Source organism: Nitrospira sp. SG-bin1 (genome assembly GCA_002083365.1).
In the GTDB taxonomy this organism is placed as follows: domain Bacteria; phylum Nitrospirota; class Nitrospiria; order Nitrospirales; family Nitrospiraceae; genus Nitrospira_D.
This window is the reverse complement of sequence record LVWS01000034.1, coordinates 50,355-68,496: the sequence shown is the minus strand read 5'-3', so window position 1 is coordinate 68,496 and position 18,142 is coordinate 50,355. Positions and strand designations below refer to the sequence as shown.

At 56.7% G+C, this 18,142-nt stretch carries 15 protein-coding genes, 1 tRNA gene and 1 pseudogene; 4 read left to right on the top strand and 13 right to left on the bottom strand.

Going from position 1 to position 18,142, the window contains the following annotated elements:
- Nucleotides 1–180: 180 nt before the first annotated feature.
- Nucleotides 181–1,350, bottom strand: a complete 1,170-nt coding sequence (locus tag A4E19_19685; GenBank protein ID OQW32256.1) for a hypothetical protein — start codon at nt 1,348–1,350, stop codon at nt 181–183.
- 424 nt (nt 1,351–1,774) lie between these two features.
- Between A4E19_19685 and A4E19_19680 the strand changes: the two genes are divergently transcribed.
- Nucleotides 1,775–2,113, top strand: a complete 339-nt coding sequence (locus tag A4E19_19680; protein OQW32255.1) for a hypothetical protein — start codon at nt 1,775–1,777, stop codon at nt 2,111–2,113.
- A 342-nt stretch (nt 2,114–2,455) separates the two neighbouring features.
- Here A4E19_19680 and A4E19_19675 read toward each other — a convergent pair whose 3' ends face one another.
- The 11 genes from A4E19_19675 to A4E19_19625 all read right to left on the bottom strand — a co-directional run bounded on the left by A4E19_19675 (nt 2,456) and on the right by A4E19_19625 (nt 13,662).
- Complete coding sequence (locus A4E19_19675) at nt 2,456–3,187, bottom strand: hypothetical protein (protein OQW32254.1); 732 nt, start codon at nt 3,185–3,187, stop codon at nt 2,456–2,458.
- Between the two features lie 78 nt (nt 3,188–3,265).
- Nucleotides 3,266–4,471, bottom strand: coding sequence for a hypothetical protein (locus A4E19_19670; GenBank protein OQW32253.1), 1,206 nt, complete (start codon nt 4,469–4,471; stop codon nt 3,266–3,268).
- A gap of 5 nt (nt 4,472–4,476) precedes the next feature.
- A complete protein-coding gene (locus A4E19_19665; protein ID OQW32252.1) occupies nt 4,477–5,091 on the bottom strand; it encodes a hypothetical protein in 615 nt (204 codons plus the stop codon).
- A gap of 194 nt (nt 5,092–5,285) precedes the next feature.
- Nucleotides 5,286–6,809: an oxidoreductase gene (locus tag A4E19_19660; protein ID OQW32251.1), complete on the bottom strand. Its 1,524-nt coding sequence runs from the start codon at nt 6,807–6,809 to the stop codon at nt 5,286–5,288.
- 249 nt (nt 6,810–7,058) lie between these two features.
- Nucleotides 7,059–7,134: transfer RNA gene (locus A4E19_19655), tRNA-Arg, on the bottom strand.
- A 173-nt stretch (nt 7,135–7,307) separates the two neighbouring features.
- A complete protein-coding gene (locus A4E19_19650) occupies nt 7,308–7,658 on the bottom strand; it encodes a hypothetical protein (GenBank protein OQW32250.1) in 351 nt (116 codons plus the stop codon).
- A gap of 337 nt (nt 7,659–7,995) precedes the next feature.
- Complete coding sequence (locus A4E19_19645; GenBank protein ID OQW32249.1) at nt 7,996–8,226, bottom strand: hypothetical protein; 231 nt, start codon at nt 8,224–8,226, stop codon at nt 7,996–7,998.
- Nucleotides 8,227–8,726: 500 nt separating this feature from the next.
- On the bottom strand, nt 8,727–8,921 hold the full coding sequence (locus A4E19_19640; protein OQW32248.1) for a thiamine biosynthesis protein ThiS: 195 nt from the start codon (nt 8,919–8,921) through the stop codon (nt 8,727–8,729).
- An 86-nt stretch (nt 8,922–9,007) separates the two neighbouring features.
- The gene (locus A4E19_19635) at nt 9,008–10,324 is read right to left on the bottom strand and encodes a hypothetical protein (GenBank protein ID OQW32327.1); all 1,317 of its coding nucleotides are present in this window, start codon (nt 10,322–10,324) and stop codon (nt 9,008–9,010) included.
- A gap of 66 nt (nt 10,325–10,390) precedes the next feature.
- Entirely contained in the window at nt 10,391–11,395 is a 1,005-nt protein-coding gene (locus A4E19_19630) for a galactose-1-phosphate uridylyltransferase (GenBank protein OQW32247.1), read from the bottom strand.
- A 101-nt stretch (nt 11,396–11,496) separates the two neighbouring features.
- Entirely contained in the window at nt 11,497–13,662 is a 2,166-nt protein-coding gene (locus A4E19_19625; GenBank protein ID OQW32246.1) for a hypothetical protein, read from the bottom strand.
- A gap of 135 nt (nt 13,663–13,797) precedes the next feature.
- On the opposite strand from A4E19_19625, the pseudogene A4E19_19620 reads away from it, so the two are divergent.
- The 3 genes and pseudogenes from A4E19_19620 to A4E19_19610 all read left to right on the top strand — a co-directional run bounded on the left by A4E19_19620 (nt 13,798) and on the right by A4E19_19610 (nt 16,677).
- Nucleotides 13,798–14,121: pseudogene (locus tag A4E19_19620) on the top strand (hypothetical protein).
- A gap of 595 nt (nt 14,122–14,716) precedes the next feature.
- Nucleotides 14,717–15,820, top strand: a complete 1,104-nt coding sequence (locus tag A4E19_19615; GenBank protein OQW32245.1) for a hypothetical protein — start codon at nt 14,717–14,719, stop codon at nt 15,818–15,820.
- Nucleotides 15,821–15,927: 107 nt separating this feature from the next.
- On the top strand, nt 15,928–16,677 hold the full coding sequence (locus A4E19_19610; GenBank protein OQW32244.1) for a hypothetical protein: 750 nt from the start codon (nt 15,928–15,930) through the stop codon (nt 16,675–16,677).
- 60 nt (nt 16,678–16,737) lie between these two features.
- On the opposite strand, the gene A4E19_19605 is transcribed toward A4E19_19610, so the two are convergent.
- The gene (locus tag A4E19_19605) at nt 16,738–18,102 is read right to left on the bottom strand and encodes a Fis family transcriptional regulator (GenBank protein OQW32243.1); all 1,365 of its coding nucleotides are present in this window, start codon (nt 18,100–18,102) and stop codon (nt 16,738–16,740) included.
- Nucleotides 18,103–18,142 lie beyond the last annotated feature (40 nt).

Genomic DNA, 18,142 nt, shown 5'->3' with positions numbered 1-18,142 from the left:
CGCGAGCACGACACTCCACACTCGCGCGGTGACTATTCGTGAACACGTCCGAGTGCGCGCCGCAGGCAGGTGTCATTCACCGTCATCACCGTCCTTCGTGTGGTGGGACGGTGACGGCACCAGGCGATGAGGACTCCCGCCTTGAGCAACCACGAATACAAATTGTCTCGACCGGATATGTCACGCATACCGTTCATGTGCCGCATTGTGTCCGGGAGTAGTGTGATGCAAGACTCCATGTGCGCCCACTGGACAGTCCCCTAGTGCAGGCTCGACCGGTTCCGATGGCCCCAGCGGCCCTGTCGGTGATCGATAATACACGTCGAGCCATGTGGCGCTGACCAAAGAAGAATCTCCCAGGCGCTGGGCCAGCGTGGTGGTCAATCGACAGAGTCCCTTCACCAATCGTTCTTCGAGTGGGACCCACCGCTTCATTTCCGTCACCGCCACGGCCATCAGCGTATCGGGGTATACAGCCTCGCGAACCAGTCCGAATTCCGCCACAAGACGGTCAAGTGTGGTGAGTTCATAGCCATAGAGGTAGGGAAAGCTCAGCAGATTGTTCCATGCGAGACCGGTATACAAGGGCTTCCGCAACCAATGGTGCGCCTTCGCCATTTCCATGGCGGACCGAAAACAGCGGCCGTGTGGAATCCGGATGACGAGCAAGCCGTCCGGCCTCAGGTATCGGGTGATTGTCGTCAATATGGGCCGTGGATCGGGGAGCTGATCGAACGTATTCCAGATGACCACGGCGTCGATTCCGCCTTGCGGGCGGGGGAATTCCTCCAGCGTCCCCTGGAAAACCGATAGACCTCGTTCACGACAGAATCGTACGACCGCCTCTCCAGGGTCCACGCCGACGACATCCCAGCCATGTTCTTGTGCTGCCGCCAGAAAGCCGCCGACAAAACTGCCGACTTCGATCAGTCGTGGAGCAGGATGGATCGCAAGATGCCGGGCAATGAGCGGAATTTTCGTACGCGCCCAGTTCAGCTGGGATTCAAACTCCTCGGCTAAATGCGACGGCGCATAGTATTCATCGACATAGGCGTCGGTGACCGCCTTAGCCGGAGGATGGGGATTGCGACACAGCAATCCGCAAGCGCAACAGGCGACGATGTACGTCTCGTAATTATGGGTGAACGAGACACGGTCCGCGAGAGACGCTCGGTGAGGCTCAGCCGCGTGATTTTCAGCAAGGCGGCGCCGGTGGAACTGTTCCAAGAAGCACTGCTGAGCGGCGATGTCCGAGGGGGCGGCAATGGCAACGAAATCCGACCCGCCACAGAGCAGGCATGGTGTATAGATACGTCGGTGATTCTCCAGAGAGGTCGATGCGGAGTCCATCGGCTCATCCACCGTCACACATCGTTCGGCAAATGGGTACCGAATGGAACCGATGGATAAAGCCAGAAAGGTTGATGAGAAACACCCTTCTAGTACAACAACTTACCCGCATGCTGTGATCATAGGGAGCAGGAGGATGAAGAGCCACTAGGAAGATCCCAAAGCACTTTCAAGTTTGAATTTAGAACAGAGGTGTGTGAGGGCCGGCTCGGTGATTCTTCTAGTGGACTTCCTAGTACCGGAACGTCCGGAAGCCATTAGAGTGGTGATCAGTGACAAAGAGGAGGAGATGAGGGGGGAAACGTCGAACCTAGATTGAAAGTGGACACGCCAGTCTTACTTTCTTACCTCGGTCGCCTGGTAGGCACGGTAGCCAATCCGTGTAATAGGCTCGTAGTTCGATATGATGATATAGGGAGAAAACATGTGGGCAAACCCGCTCTGTTTCGGTTTCGCGGTTCTACTAGGGGGGATGGGCACGCAGGGGCATGCCCTACAAAAGGACATCGCCTTCGTTGAAGACCGCCCGGTACACCACGTCGTCACGGGCATCCTCGATCAGCTTGATTTCGACAACGGCAAGGGATTGCTGAAAACAGACCTTGGTAAACCCATATTTTTTGACATGGCCCGACCGGAATTATTCCGACGGCTGTCAATCGGCCAACGGGTGACCATCGGGATGAATGAACAGGGGCAGGCTGTGAAGGTCATGGAAGTTCCACCGGTCGAACTTCCGATTCCGCCGTCAAACAAGCAGTAGGCCGCTTTGCGCACGTTGTGACTAAAGGTTACGGCGAAGGAACGTTGGGAGGGCAGGTTGTGCTGGAACGCCTCGGGGAGAATGACCCGGGGGTGTCCGCTCATCCCCGGGTCGGAAGGAAAGGAATTCGTTAGGTTACCGGAGGTCGCCGCCCCATGACGAGACCCACGATAGCCACAATGAGGAAGATGACGAACAGGATATAGGCGATGTTCGTGGCCGTGCCGGCAATGCCCGAGAGTCCCAAAATACCGGCAATGATCGCGACAACTAGAAACGTAATAGCCCAGCTCAACATGGTCACACCTCCCTTGATAAAAACGGACTAAACCATGGCCTCACTCAGGGTGCCGTGTCTTTGTCACGAGGATGATCGGGTTCCTCAACCACAGCTGATTCAGAACCTTGACGAATCGCATTGAGACGGGCCTCGAGTCTCTGGGCTTCACGATCGCGATGGGTCGTCGACAAGATCCTGACCATCATTTCCATACTCTGAGCAGTCTCCGGATGGCGCTCGCCCACGGTGTGTTCCAGGATGGCAATCGATCGCTCCGCGAAGCGTTCCGCTTCCTCATAATTACCCTCCAGGGCATAGACCGTTGCCACGGTGCGACAGGTGGATCCGCTACGGGGGTGGTAGATCCCAAACAATTCGAGACTGACTTTTAGGCTTTCGCGCGCCACCCCGTGTGCCTCGAAGAACTTATTCTGTGAAGCGTAAATCACACTGAGATTTTGCAGCGTCAGGACGACGGAAGGATGGTGTCGCCCAAATGCCCGCTCATTGATGGTCAAGGCCCGCAGAAACAATGGTTCAGCTTCGAGTTCTCGGTTTTGCATGCCGTACAATACGCCCAAGTCGTTCAATGTATTGGCCAAGCGAGGATCGTCGGGATTGACGGTTTCTATGTGTTTGGCCGCGGCCAGCAGCAAACGTTCGGCATCCATGACCCGTCGCTCTTGAACCGCTTGCTGTCCGGCCGACTGATACGTCTCCCACAACGTGACTTGAGCCCTGCTCGGCATTCCATCGAACGAAAGAAAGAGGATGAGGAGTATCGGCGCCAACATTGTTACCCGATTCATAAGAAAACCTTATCGTCCTTGCCAGGCGCCAGATACTCGGAAGTTCCCTTGGCGAAGATGGCGTCAAAAGTAGAAGTGCAGACCGATGCCGAACCAGTGAGCATGTCGGGTGTAGAACTGACCATCGGGAGATGGACCGGCGAAGTATTCCGCGAGGAGTTGCAACTGACGATTTCCTATACGTGCATTGTCAAAGCGCAGGCCTGCCATGAGTGAATGGGCCACGGCCCAATTCGAACGCTCATTGATTTGAACATCCGTGTAGCAGATGGGTCGGATGGAGCCGTGAAAAAAGGAAACAGGACTCGTCAATTCGGCGCCCCATTGCGTAGTGATGGGTTGGACATCCGATGGATAACGATGAACCAGGTATCCGGCGCCTCCATAGGCCCGGAGCCATGTGAACCATTCATAGGACAGCTTGATGTCTATTTCCTCGTAACTCAGATTGATGCGTTGAGTCTGCGGATTACTCAGCAAGAATTCGTCTCCGAGGTGCGAGCTTTGGTGATGGAGGCGTACAAAGCCCGAGAAGCTGCCGGAGCGGTACGTCGTCAGAACTCCGACATTGTAGTCCGCGTTCACCAGGTCGAGCGACGCGGCGCTCAGGTCAAACAAGCTGAATACGCCCGCTTGGATGACGAATTCCCATTGACCGTCGAGCGGGGCGCGGTGACGGTAGAGGGAAAACGTTTCACCGAAGTTGCCGGCAAAAGCCGCCGAAAGATCATGGGTACGGTATCCGCGGTAGACGGCTGAGAAATGAGGCCATCGGGGATCCGCGTGCAAGGGGGCGAAGAGAAGGCCGCGAGGCAAAAAACTGGACTCCGTCTCGGGCACATCGATCAGGACGCCTTGATCGGGTGGTGGGGAGGCCGGGAACTCTGGGCTCTCTACGACGACAACTTCCTTGACGCCGGCAATGCCGGCGAGTGAACGCGTGATCTTTTCGCGGTCAAGTCCGCTGAGCGATCGCACGCCGATTCGGACCACGCCGTTGTGCACTTGCACTGTAGAATCGGCCGCTTTGTATTCATGCTGTAAGAGCGCCGTTGCAAAACCGGCGATATATTCGTCGGATGTCGCTTGCGACTGTGCCGAAGGGGCACTCAACAGAGAGAAAAATAAAAACACTGCGGGTATGAGCAGCAATGACGCGAAGTGGTGGCCTGTGGGACATGTCGTCAGCGGTGCTTTTAGAAACCCTGAGCCGGCGGACGCGTTTTCCTTGGCCATCCGCCGGCGCTCGGTTTCTACGAAGGACGGCATGGCCGCTAGAAGTGAATGTTCAAGCCAATCGTGACCATGTGACCATTGTCATTGAACTTCTTGTCCACAAGATTCTGGTCTCTGGACTCCAGTCGTTCCAGCCAGATGTGACGATATGTACTATCGACGGAGAAGTGGTCGGTAATGAAGAACTGCAATCCTCCTCCGACATGGCCTCCGAACCGATGTTGTGTGTCATCGAAATTGCCGGGGCCATCGACCGTGGTGAAATACCACCCACCGCCGCCGAGAATGAACGGTGCCAGACGAGTCGTCCCGAGGGGATAGATGAGCAGGGACCCTTGTACGGGATAGGTATGGGTCTTCGTCCCTCCGGGAAACTCGTCTCGCCGATAGTCGGCCGATCCCTCGATGGCGAGATAGCGCCACGGATGAATGCGCAGTTGTGCGCCGCCGAACCACTTGTCGTCTCCCTCTTTGGGATCGAAATAGGTGGCGCGACCACCGATCGAAAAAAACCCGATGTCGACTTGCGGCAGACCGGCCCAATTTGTCTCGTCGCCGTCCGCGGCTTGTGCGTCGCCGATCTGTAAGCAGACGGCGAGGAGAATAAGAGCGGTGACGATCCTTAATGTCTTAAGCGTCGTCGATGGATACATGATGGCGCTCCTTTGTTTCCGCGCACACTTCACATTTCTCTTAACGCAGGACCTGGCAAGCAGCGACTGGTTGGTTCCCTAGTTAATGCTACGAGAGAACCGCGGTAATCGGAAGCAGTGACTGGTCTTCAAAAAGCTCTTCATGCTAGCCTATTTCTAATTCTAAGGAGAAAAGTGCGGTGGTATGACGACGGCTATGTCTCAATCGGAGATAAATTGGTGTTTGCCGGCCCATTTATCACTTTGCCATAGGCATCGAAGCGGGAGCCATGGCATGGGCAGTTCCAGGTGTGTTCTGTGGAGTCCCAAGCCACAATACACTTTAGGTGAGGGCACACGGCTGAGCGACGATGCAGCGTTCCATTTTCATCGCGATACACGGCCACCTTTTGCATGCCGTTTCGAAGGACAGCCCCACATTCTTTAGGAATTTTACTTTCGGACGCGATGTCACCTGGCGAAAGCCAGTCCGCGTACTGGGCCGCCACATTGAGATTTTCTTGCACAAAGGTGCCGATCGATTTCAACGATTTACGGGACGGGTCATACAACGCAGCCCATGGATTGTCGCGTCCCATAATGAGGTCGGTCAACAGCATCCCGGCTATCGTGCCATGTGTCATTCCCATGCCCGAATCGCCGGTCGCAATATATACATTCGATGCATCCCCGGGATTTCGACCGATCAACCCCAAGCCATCTGTCGGTTCCATCACCTGCCCCGACCACCGGTACTCGATCTGTTCCATCATGGGAAACCGTTTGCGAGCCCAACGTTCCAAACGGAGATGACGCTCTTTCCCATCGTCCGCCTGACCGGTTTTGTGGTCTTCCCCGCCGATAATCAATACATCACGACCATTGGTTGCCGCGCCCTTCTGAATTCTCACGTAGTGGTAGGGGTCGGCTTGGTCCCAATACAACGCGGCAGGCACGGAATTTTTCGGGACGCCGGCTCCGATCACATAGGTGGTATAGGGGGCTTGTTTGGTGTGCACCACGACCATATCATTGATGGGCGTGTTCGTGGCGACGACCACGGACTGTGCCAGGAGGACATGGCCTTGCTGCATTTCTATGACGGCGTGTTCTCCGCCCTGTACGGTTTCCACGTGGGTGTCCGTGAAGATGCGTCCACCCCGTCGTTCGATCGCCTGCATCAGACCGGTCAGGTACTTCAATGGATGAAATTGAGCCTGGCGTGGAAACCGGAGGCAGGGGCCTGGTTCCAAGACCGGCGGCGAAGGCCGTTCAATCCGTTCCACACCGACGTGGCCTGCGCGTAGAGCCGCCAGGCGTTCCTCTTCGAGACGCTCCACCGGTTGCCCGGGCGCTTGAAAGAGAAAGCCATCGACTCGCTCGAAGTCGCAGGCAATGCGCTCGGCCGCGGCGATCGTTTCAATTCGATCGATCGCCGCCGTATGGCTGTCGAAAGCCAGGCGGGAGCCTTGTTCGCCATGAAGCCGCTCGATCGTCACATACCCGTCGTCGATGACGTTCGACAGGTGCGCGGTGGTCCGTTCCGTCATCCCTCCGCCGATCGGGCCGTCATCAAGCACGACCACGGATTTGCCTTCACATGCCAACAAATAGGCAGTAGACAAACCTGCTATTCCCGCGCCGACCACGCACACATCCGTTTCAAAAGAGCGATCGACTGGATGTGATTGCGGCACCGCCGACTCCATCCAAACCGATCGGCTTTTACTTTCCTGCATGATGCCTATTGATCCATAACCTCTTCCTTGCTCACAACAAGGGAAGCCCCTTGAGAGAGTCGCAAGAGAACAGGCACCGGGAACGGCGTAGGAAAGACAGGTATGCCGGATGAGCCGCTGGAACGAGCTTTACCCGTGCCCTGTTAGTTGGTTCCGGGTCAAGCAAGCTTGTTTGCTGTGCCCGACAGGACTTGATGTGATAGGCCCAGATCCGTCAGGTAGGCATAGAGAACGGTACCAGCGCGGGTGTGGTGCGCCCGACAGGACTTGAACCTGTAACCCCCAGATCCGTAGTCTGGTGCTCTATCCATTGAGCTACGGGCGCATCGCTGAGAAATAAGTTGTGAGGTAAAAGGCAAGCCTGACGACGATGGTGAAGGTGAGTCTTCTTGCCTCCGCTCCTTTGTCTCAGTACGTTCCAGCGTGAGTGGTTATACAGTTGTCGGAGAGAGAGGGTCAAGAGACGAGCGAGGAAAAAGTCCAGAGGTACGGGTGTGGTCAAAGGATGGCTTTACTCACTTCATTTGAGAAGGAACTTTCGGCTCCATCCGTATTGTATGCGGTGACTACGAAGAAATAAGTGGTACCGTTTTCCAGTCCGGTCATGGTGTAGTTTGTGACGTCCATGGTCACGGTCGCAACCGGTGCTCCATACGCACCTGAGGCCGTTGCATGATAGATTTTATATCCGGCAACATCTGCTCCCGCACTGGCATCCCATGAAAGTGTTGCCGTTCCGTCAGCTATGACTGCGGGAGAGTCGGATGAGGCGCACGCTGTCATGATGAACAGCAGCAAACCGATCGGAAGCCACTGATAGGGGCTGGGAATCGATTTGGGTACATGCATGTCATACCTCCCTCGCCCCGCAGTCCGCTCGGAAGTCTACCCGCAAAGCTCGTACCGATGTCAACGCAAAAAATGCTTCTGCCTAAGTCCTTCGAATTATAAAGGTGATAGTTGGATTATTAGCTCCGATTGGTCATAGCATGAGCGCGGGTCGAAGACGGAATCGTACGCCTTGTTCAAATTTGTCGTGAGCATCAGTCTGCTCCGATGGGAATCTAAGAGAGCCAGGTGTGGGTGAATCTGAAGGGAGTAGTGAGAGAAAAGAGAAGGTTCTGAACAACAGGGGGCTTCCTACGGTGTAGGAAACCCCCCGGGTCCAGCCTCAGCAAGCCGAGTCTTACTTGCCGCCCTTGTCCTTCTTCTCTTCACCGAAGGTGTCGGCATGGCCGCCCTTCTTCTCTTCCTTCTTATCGCCGAAGGTCTCGTCGGCCTTACCGTCCTTCTTCTTCTCTTCCGCCATCACGACATGGCCGCTCTTCTTCTCTTCCTTCTTCTCGCCTGCGAAGGCCGGCGCGCTGAAGGTCACTGCCACTGCCACTGCCATAACCGCCATCAACATGCTCTTCATTATAAAAATCCCCCTATGAGTAAAAAGTTGAAAGTGTCTGTGCCATTCATTTGGCACTTGTGTAATCGTTCAGCAAAGGTAGTGCCGCTCGGCCCTATTGATGAGATGAAAGACAGACCGCTGAGTAATCAGCAGGTTACAAAATTTCTCTCATGAACTTGCGAATGGTTTATCCTACAGCTTGTTGTAGCGGAATGGCACGGATCCGACTAAACTGCCTCATTTCCAGGATGACAAGGTGATGGACGGATGCAATGTGAACCTGGTGAACCGCTTTGATGAGCTAAGATGTCACTTTGAGTGTGAGGATGGATGTATCTCGTGACATTGCGCAGCTAGTTTGACCATGCCGGCAATCAGATGTATTCGTACGATCCATTCATATTGATACGTTTCGGAAGGCTATACTATGGGCTGGTTCCTCATCACGAGGCTCCACTGAATTCGCCGGGATCCCTTCGGGGAGGATCTTTGCTCGTGATGGAGAATTTGTGTCCGTATTACCCGCCCGAAATCACCGGTCGAATTTCGATTTGATCCTTGTCGGAGAGAATCTCATCTTCAGTCACCAATTCGTCATCCCGAATCACCAAGTGTGCTTCAGTCAGAAGATTTAATTCGCGTAGCACGTCTTTCGCTCGCTTCGGACCCTTGATTTCGACCGACCGCGAAGGATGGCTCAGTTGTACGTGCATGGGAAGATGATACGCGCTTTAGCGGCCAAGGGGCAAGGGTGTTTCGACCGATTAGAGAGTTCTGAAAGTCAGGAACAAGGATCCGTTCAACAGGGATCGGAGAATCGATTCTTGACGTACACGAGACCTTCTTCCAGGGTGCTAAATTCTCCGTCGAGTTGCGCCTCATAACAGTCATCAAGGAGGCGCCCCATGCCAGGACCAGGCTGAACCCCAAGTTCCAATAGATGGCGGCCCATGACAATGGGAAGGGGAGCGTGGCGGTCCACGGCCAACTCTTGTGCTTTGGTCAACAGCCACTCACCGGCTGGAAATCCATCAAACGGCTTAGGCGGACGGCCTGCGTGGTCCGCCCGCGCGACGCGCACCAACCGGTCGATGCGCTGAACGTGGCGTGCCAATCGGCGGATTGCGCTGTCCGAAGCAATGGCGTCATGGAGAGCACGAGGACGAAGGTGGCACTGGACCAAAGGAACGACTTCGTCGATGAGGTCAAGCTGATCGATCAATCGTCCGAGAAAACGCCTTGTCGGGACTAGTCCCTCCGATTCGTGCCCTCGTGACGTCACGCGCCCAAATTCCTCTCTGGTCGTGGCCGGTTTGCCGAAATCATGGCAGAGTATGCCCAAGCCGACGGTAAGGTCGTCACGCTCTTGACCGGTCCGCTCCGCAGCAAACCAGTCCAGACAATGGAGCGTGTGAATCCAGACGTCGCCTTCCGGATGCCAGATCGGATCTTGCGGACAGCCCTCAAGGGCCGCCAGTTCCGGATAGAAACGGAGCCAGCCGCAGTGACGTAAGAACTGCAAACCCAGCGAGGGCTTACGTCCTTGAAGGACCAGCTTCTTCCATTCCTCCCATAGGCGCTCGCGTGGCTGGTCGTCCTGTGACAGGGTTTGACACAGGGCCACGGTGTCCGGCGCAGCCGTGAGTTCGAAGCGGGCGGACAACTGCATGCCACGCAAGACGCGCAATGGATCCTCCACGAATCGGTTGGACACGTGGCGCAATCTCCGCGCATCAAGATCACCGCGGCCGTCATAAGGATCGCGAAGCTCCATCGTGTCCGGATCCCAGGCCATCGCGTTGATGGTGAAGTCTCGCCGCGCGAGGGCTTCGTCGATCGACATGTCGGGATCGACTTGTCTCTGCAGGCTGGGGTGAGCGGTGTCGTCGGCGGACATGCGCGAGGGGATGGATAGATCGACCGGCAGACCTGGCAATTTGAAGACCGCGAACGCTTTTCCGACGAATTGAACGGAGAAGTGCTCCGCCAGCAATGCGTGGATGTGACCCGGTGGGAGGCCTAGGACCTCGATATCCAGATCACGGGGCTGTCGACCGAGCACCAGATCGCGCACAGAGCCCCCGACCAACCAGATCCTTCCCCCTCCACGGCGAATGATCTGTTCGATACGGCGAAGGACATCCCTAAGGGCTGGATCTTTCAGACGAAAGCGGGTGGGCACTTAGATCACCGTTTCGCGGAGGAACGTCGCGGCTTCTTCAGGAGACACCGGATTGATGTAGAAACCGGTACCCCATTCGAAGCCGGCCACCTGCGTCAGTTTAGGGATAATTTCCAGATGCCAATGGTAATAGTCACCGGTCTTCTCATGCAGAGGAGAACTATGGAGTATGAAGTTGTACGGGGGGCGGGACAGCACTTTGTCCATGCGGCGCAACGATTCTGAAAGGATCGGGGCCAGGAATTCGAACTGCGACTTCTGGCTTTCCTCGAAATACGCGGCATGGCGTTTGGGAAGAATCCACATCTCGAACGGAAACCGCGGCGCGAAGGGTGTCACACAAAGGAACTCCGGGTTCTCGGCCACGATTCGATCGCCATCCGAGAGATCTTGCCGGAGGATGTCACAATAGATGCAGCGTTCCTTCTGCTGATAGTGCGTGCGGCACCCGTCGAGCTCCTCTTGCACGCTGGTCGGGACAATGGGTAGGGCGATCAGCTGAGAATGGCTGTGGTCCAATGTGGCCCCGGCCGACGCGCCATGGTTCTTGAAGATGAGGATGTAGCGGAACCGAAGGTCCTTTCTGAGATCAATCATACGGTCTCGATAGGCCCACAACATGTCCTCAATCTTCTTGGCCGGGAGGTCGGCAAGGCCTTCGACATGGTTGGGAGTTTCGATGATGACTTCATGGGCGCCCACGCCATTCATGCGATCATAGAGGCCGATGCCCTCGCGGCCCATGTCCCCTTCGACTTGCAGCGCGGGAAACTTATTCGGGACGACACGTACCGTCCAGTTTGGAGAGTTGGCGGCTCCTGGCTGCGGTCGATAGGCCATGATTTCTTTGGGCGTCAACCGTTCCTGTCCCGGGCAAAACGGACACAGCGCCGTCGAAACCGGTCGAGCCGGTTGGAGTGTAATAAAGTCATGCGGGCGGCCTCTCCGTTCGGTGGAGATGATCACCCAGCGACCCACAATGGGATCGCGACGTAAGTCAGGCATTCTTCCCTCCTGAAGTTCACGGATCTGTCGGGCTGTTGATCCGACGCGTGAAGAAACAATTTCCGTTTTCCGGTCAACGGATCATGATCAACAGATATGTTTCACACTCTCCATAATTCGGCCTCAAAAGTCGGCCCTGGTACGGTGAGGACGGCAGGATGATGGCCGGGATAGCGAGCCACTTCGAGGCCGTGTTCACGCACTATGACCGACATCTGGACGGTCTGTCCTTGTTCCAGGTGCAGGTCTTTCCAAGGGACGGCCAACTCTAGAACGGTCTGAGAACCGATCGACCGATAGGTCCCGATCTCGTGCCAACCGTCCTGGCTCTGGCGAGACAGGAGAAATGCCTTCGGTCCTGGCGTGGAAAATGGAAACGTCAGCCGAAACGTGCCGCCAGGCCCTTGCAAGGTCACATCGACCTCAAGCGCTTGCCGTGCGGCGCTTGCGTCGTCGGGATCGAATCTCAGCACGAGTTGCTCAAGGTTCCAGCCGAATCGAATCGCGGTGAAGAGTCCGTCGGCTTTCCACATGGCACCGAGCGGAGGGCGGGTCGTGATGTTCCCCGCGCCGCGCCATTCGAAAAAGTCGGTGACCAGGCCGTCGATCGTGGGCTGCAACAGGACGAGCGGCTGTTGGACCGATTCGGATTCAGAGACGGTTGCCTTGGTGCAGATGGGGTAGTTCAGCTGATCGGGAGGAGGGACGCCCATATGCATCCACACATTGCGCAGATGCGTCCGAAAGAGCCGGTCGAATTCCGGTTTGAAATCGGTGTCGAAATCATCGCCGTACCACCAGAACCAATCACTGCCTTCCGCGGCGTACAGTTCTTGCCAGGCTGCTCTCGCGCAGTCGGATGGAAGGCTCGGCGAAAGGTCCGTCAGCCGGGTCCGGGTATGACCAAGGAGATCCCACCCGCGATTGTCTTCTTGGTGTCCGATCCAGATTTTATAGTCGGAATTGATCCAGGAGCCTGAATGGAGACAGGGCAGCTGCTGTGCGGGAGGCGCGACGGAGAGCACCTCGGAAACAGTCGACGCTCGGACGAGTATCTGGCCTGTTTGATCCAGATCGTGGTTCGTCAACGCTTCATACAAAAGGGAGAGGAATCGTTCGCCGCCGTCGTGATAGTGTTCCCAGGGATTTTCACCGTCCAGAATGATGGGGAGGACGATCGTATCCTGCGGCGCATCGTGGATGATCCCCCGCACCCGCCGGAGGACATCCTCGGCGGCGGCTTCGGGCGTCGTCTTGTGGTAGACGAATCCGAATGCATCGGAGATCTCACGGTCGCGGAACAGGACGGTCAACGAACGCTCGGGGTCACCGATGCGATAGGGTTGATAGAGCGCGGATTGTCGATGCCATGGGCGGCCGCACATTCCCAGAGAGCGTGAGAGGATGCCTTCGTCCGTGGCAAACCAGCGAAGGCCCGCCTGATAGACAAGGGGAAGCATCTCGGGGCATACCGATCCCTCCGATGGCCACAATCCGGTCGGAGGCCGGCCGAATGTCCGCGCATGATACTCGACGGCCTGCTCCAGTTGGACCGCGGCGTCATCCGGAGCATGAAAGCGGGCGGGTAATGGAAGGTCGGGCCTGGCCCGCCGGTTGATCTCGGTGTCGATGACCAGCGGCAGAATCGGATGATAGAACGGCGTCGTGGTTAATTCGATGTGCCCCCGTTCCATGAGCCGTCGGTACAAGGGGATAATCTCTCCCATGACTATCCGTTGCAGGTCCAATACTTCCCGTTTGTCCTCCTCGGAGAAGCCCCGATTTTTCTGGCGCAGTGCGGCCAGGCGAGGATATTGTTGGACGGGGCCGTATCCGAACCACGCGAGATTGTGCCACACTTGCAGATCCAGCAGCTCCTGTGTGGAAAATTGACGGGCTATCCGGTGGAGATCATGCTCCGCGATATCCAATCCCCGTTTGACGAGCAACTCATGGTATCGTGGATAGGGCCGTACCATCGTGGCCCAGTTGGCGGAAAAGAAATGACGGACCAGAAAAGCTTTTTCCTCAAGGGTGAGGGTGGCTGCCGGGCGTTGGGCATGTTCGAAAAACAGATCGAGGACCTTGCCGGAGAGGATCTCCTGTAACTGCAACAGGAGAGACGGCGTAAAATTGAAGGTGGCGCGAACGTCAGGAAATTTTTCCAGCAGAGAGGCCATGTCATAATAGGCCTTGGTCGCATGCAGGCGCACCCATGGCATGCTGGCCGATCCAACCACGGGATCGGTGTAATAGGGCTGGTGCATGTGCCATAGGAAACACAGGTGGACGGACTTCATCGATGCCGGATTCCCTTTCTGTCGGCGAGTATGTCATAGGGGGTATGGGCATGCAATCAGCGGTCGGATTTATGATGGAACGTCGAATGAGGAGTTGAAATGATGACATTTCTTCGGTACTGGGGGCCGGTGTGGGGATATGCCGGACTCATTTTCTATGTATCCTCGCAACCTCATCCTGAAACCCATTTACCGTTCGTCACTCATTTCAGCGATAAGGTCTTGCATGCCGTCGAATATGCCGTGTTGGGCGCGCTCTGCTATCGAGCGCTTCGGGGAGGCCGAAGTGATGTGTGGAGGCAGTACGCAGTTCCCGCCGCGATTCTCCTGACCTCGTTGTACGGCATGAGCGACGAGGTACATCAGGCGTTCGTTCCTTTTCGAGACTCGAGTTGGCTCGATTGGGTGGCGGACACGGTCGGTGCGACCGTCGGTGTGGTCGGGGTCAGGCGGTTTTTACCGTGGGGTCCTCAAGAAAACAGCGAAAGGGCCATCATGCGAGTGAGCTGAAGATCATAATGATGTCTTCGGCGGGAGCGCCAAACGAATGAGAGTATCACGGGACGACAACGAGGGTATTATGTCAGCGGGAGCCATGAAGTCACGGCCTATGCTCAGACCATCGGATACCAAGAATACGACGGCCTCGGTTGGTATGGGGTCATTGTGAGAAAGCTTCGGTAACCGGGAAGCTTCCGTAAGAGGTATGGGGGTCCAGCAGGGAGCCTTTTCTTCTCCAGCCCAGCAGTCAGGCCTGGCATGGTTGGCCGACTCTCCAATCCTGCCCAACCAGGTGAGCAGACAGCGGGCCGTGCAGGGCCTGGAACAATATGAAGCGCATCCGGGCCCATTCGTCTTATGCTGTTTTCCAGAATTCATACGCAGTTACCGGACTGCAGGGTTGCGGCGATTCTGTCAGCCAGTGATCCTTGGTTTGCGAGCAAAGCAGCGAAGTAACTCTCGGTAGAAGATCAGCGGTCTTCGTGACAAGTCATGAGGGGCTCGCTATAATTTGCCGGGTATGGTCCAGGCCAACACGACTCCTTCGAAGGCTCCACTGTCTCCTCCCGATCAAACACTCATCGCGCAGACCGTCGAGACTCGTCTACCGCCGGGCCTGGTCCTGAAAACACTGACGCCACTGGCGGGAGATGCCTCCAATCGGCGCTATTATCGAGCGGCCTTGGCCGGCGGGCCACCCGATTCCGTCATCGTCATGCAGTTGGCTGAACCGGAAGGCTTCAAACAATCGGAAGAGGCGGTGAGCGGAGGACTTCATCAAGTTTCTGAGCTGCCGTTCGTGAACGTCATGTCGCACCTCGTCAACGTGAACGTGCCGGTGCCCCGACTCCACTACCATGATCAATCGGCCGGCCTGCTGTATCTGGAAGATTTCGGAGATGTGACCTTGGCCGATGCCGTCCGCCAAGCGGATGCGCCGAGCATAGAGGTGCGCTACAAGCAAGCCATCGATGTGTTGGTACAGATGCAAGTCGGCGCCACGACGCCCGCGGACCCCGGATGCGTGGCATTTCACCGGAGTTTCGATGTGCCGTTGCTGATGTGGGAGTTCGATCACTTCGTGGAGTATGGAATCGTGGCCCGCCGGGGCACACCATTGCCCGACGAGGATGCCGCGGCGATCACGCGCGAGTTCGAATGGATCGCGGAGTTGCTGGCGGGACAGCCGCGTGTCTTCACGCATCGTGATTACCATTCGCGCAATCTGATGGTCGACGGGCTGCGGCTCGGCGTGATCGACTTTCAGGATGCCTTGATGGGACCGGCGACCTACGATCTTGCCTCACTCCTGCGGGATGCCTACATTCGCCTCGATGAAGCGCTCGTGGATGATTTGTTGGAGTACTTTCTCGACCAGTTGGCCCAACGGCGCTTTGTCTGGACCAATCGAGCCGCATTCCGGCGGCTGTTCGATTTGACGAGCATTCAACGCAATCTGAAGGCGGCCGGCCGATTCGTCTACATCGATCGGGTCAAAGGCAACCCAAAATTCCTGGCCGATATCCCCCGCGTCTTGAGCTATGTCAGACGCAATCTCGAAAAATATCCGGAACTCGAGACGCTCCGGACGCACCTCGTCCGGCATGTGCCGGAATTGCAATAGCCGGGTACGAATTCTGAGTTGTAAACTGTGAGTGTTGAGTCGAATACCGTGGTTCGTTTCTCGCTTCCAACTCAAAACTCAGCGCTCAACGCTTCATTATGAAGGCCATGATTCTTGCGGCCGGTCTTGGTACCCGCCTGAGGCCGCTGACAAACACCATTCCGAAACCGCTGTTGCCGGTCGGGGGAACGCCGCTCATCGTCTGGAATCTTTTGCTGTTGAAACGGCATGGATTTCACCACGTGATCATCAACCTGCATCATCTGGGGCCGATGATCGAACAGGCGTTGGGTAACGGCTCGAAGTTCGGGCTGCGGATCATCTACTCGCATGAGCCGGTCATCCTGGGAACCGGAGGCGGGATCAAGCAGGCCGAGCCGCACTTCTCAGGAGAGCCGGTTCTGATTCTCAACGGGGATACGCTGGTGGAATTGGACCTTGAGGCGCTCCGCGATTTTCACCGCACGCGGAACGCGGCCGCCACCTTGGTGCTTCGCGAAGATCCGGACGCGGCCCGTTGGGGGTTGGTCGAGGTCGGAGACGGAGGGCAAATCCTGCGCATCAACGGAAAAGGGCTTGTGGAATCCGTTCCAACGACGCCGCGCATGTTCGCCGGGATTCACATCCTCCACCCTCGGTTGCTTCGGCAGGTGCCGAAAGGAGTGGCTTCCTCGATCATCGAGCCCTATGTGAACGCGATCGAGCGCGGAGAACCGGTTCTCGGGTACGACGTACGGGGCTATTGGTCGGACATCGGCACGGCCGAGCGTTATGCGGAGACCGAACGGGATGTCCGAGCGGGATTGATCCGTTTGCAAGACCGGCGGCCGAAGAAGCCGCCTGTTCCCCTCACGTAAGAAAAGAAACGGTCGATCGGGGTTGCGATGCTTCACCAATTGCCGCCATCCGTATCATCCCTATTCTTTTTGCTGTTTGAGTAACCGAGCCAGATAGGTTCGCTGGAGCTTGAGCGAGTCGGCCGCCTTCGTCTGATTGCCTTCGGCCCGCTCCATCGCGCGCGCGATGATGTAACGGCTGTGTTGTTCCATCGATTCATGGTAGGGGAGGTTCAGATACGGCAGAGCAGCGTCCCCGCTTTGGCGGAGCGTGGAGTCTTCCGCTCGGAGTGCCAACGTCTCCGGTTCGATGGTGTCCTTCAGGCTCAAGACGACGGCGCGCGCGATCACATTATCCAATTCCCGAATATTGCCCGGCCACGGATAGTGGGTCAAGGCGTCGATCGCAGGAGGACTCAACACCATGCCCGGTCGTTTGGCGTCTCTCGTATGGCGATCCAAAAAGAATTGGGCGAGGGCCGGAATGTCTCCCGATCGTTCGCGAAGCGGCGGCAGGGTGAGCGTCACGACGTTGAGCCGGAAATAGAGGTCTTCGCGAAACTGACCGGCTCTCACGGCTTGCCGAAGGTCCTTGTTCGTGGCCGCGATGATGCGAATGTTCACCGAGACGGTCTTGGACCCGCCCACGCGGTGAAATTCCCGGTCCTGCAAGACACGTAACAACTTCGCTTGCAACGGAAGGGACATATCTCCGATCTCGTCGAGGAAGACCGTCCCACCGTCGGCCATTTCCAGCTTGCCTTTCTGCTGTCGGTCCGCTCCGGTGAACGCGCCTCGCTCGTGTCCGAACAATTCATTCTCCAGCAACGTTTCCGTCAACGCGACGCAGTTGATGACGATGAGCGGCATCGCGCAACGATGGCTCCACTGATGGATGGAGCGGGCGAACAGTTCCTTGCCGGTTCCGCTTTCGCCCAGGAGCAACACGCTCGCGTCGGATTTGGCGGCCCGTTGTGCCGCTTCCACGACGGACCTCACGGAGGGGCTGTTGCCGACGATGGAGGCGTAGCGGCCGTCGACTTCGGAACGCAGATACGCGACTTGCCGTCGCAGCGCATCCCGCTCCAGGGCTTTGCGGATCACGATCAAGAGATGGTCCTTGTCGAGCGGTTTGGTGAGGAAGTCGTACGCGCCTTCCTTCATGGCCTCCACCGCGGCTTCAATGGACGCATGCGCGGTCATGACAATGACGGGAGGACTTTCCGACGGCTTCATCTGGGATAGACGCTTGAGGACATCGAGCCCCGATACTTTGGGGAGCGTGAGGTCCAAGAGGATCAGCTGAGGCGATTCGAGAACGATTTGGTCCAGTGCTTGTTGTCCCTCGGTGGCCACGACGGTTTCGTATCCGGACGCGTGTAGCCGGTCCTCGAGCATCATGACGATGTCGGGGTCATCATCGACGATCAGAATTTTGGCGTTCATCGGAATAGCTTTCTGTCTCCGGCCATCGGCAGTCCGTTAT

Bases quoted from the DNA above. Each gene is read 5' to 3' on its own strand.
- A4E19_19685 (OQW32256.1), bottom strand. From the start codon at position 1,350: ATGGACTCCGCATCGACCTCTCTGGAGAATCACCGACGTATCTATACA.
- A4E19_19680 (OQW32255.1), top strand. From the start codon at position 1,775: ATGTGGGCAAACCCGCTCTGTTTCGGTTTCGCGGTTCTACTAGGGGGG.
- A4E19_19675 (OQW32254.1), bottom strand. From the start codon at position 3,187: ATGTTGGCGCCGATACTCCTCATCCTCTTTCTTTCGTTCGATGGAATG.
- A4E19_19670 (OQW32253.1), bottom strand. From the start codon at position 4,471: ATGCCGTCCTTCGTAGAAACCGAGCGCCGGCGGATGGCCAAGGAAAAC.
- A4E19_19665 (OQW32252.1), bottom strand. From the start codon at position 5,091: ATGTATCCATCGACGACGCTTAAGACATTAAGGATCGTCACCGCTCTT.
- A4E19_19660 (OQW32251.1), bottom strand. From the start codon at position 6,809: ATGCAGGAAAGTAAAAGCCGATCGGTTTGGATGGAGTCGGCGGTGCCG.
- A4E19_19650 (OQW32250.1), bottom strand. From the start codon at position 7,658: ATGCATGTACCCAAATCGATTCCCAGCCCCTATCAGTGGCTTCCGATC.
- A4E19_19645 (OQW32249.1), bottom strand. From the start codon at position 8,226: ATGAAGAGCATGTTGATGGCGGTTATGGCAGTGGCAGTGGCAGTGACC.
- A4E19_19640 (OQW32248.1), bottom strand. From the start codon at position 8,921: ATGCACGTACAACTGAGCCATCCTTCGCGGTCGGTCGAAATCAAGGGT.
- A4E19_19630 (OQW32247.1), bottom strand. From the start codon at position 11,395: ATGCCTGACTTACGTCGCGATCCCATTGTGGGTCGCTGGGTGATCATC.
- A4E19_19625 (OQW32246.1), bottom strand. From the start codon at position 13,662: ATGCACCAGCCCTATTACACCGATCCCGTGGTTGGATCGGCCAGCATG.
- A4E19_19615 (OQW32245.1), top strand. From the start codon at position 14,717: ATGGTCCAGGCCAACACGACTCCTTCGAAGGCTCCACTGTCTCCTCCC.
- A4E19_19610 (OQW32244.1), top strand. From the start codon at position 15,928: ATGATTCTTGCGGCCGGTCTTGGTACCCGCCTGAGGCCGCTGACAAAC.
- A4E19_19605 (OQW32243.1), bottom strand. From the start codon at position 18,102: ATGAACGCCAAAATTCTGATCGTCGATGATGACCCCGACATCGTCATG.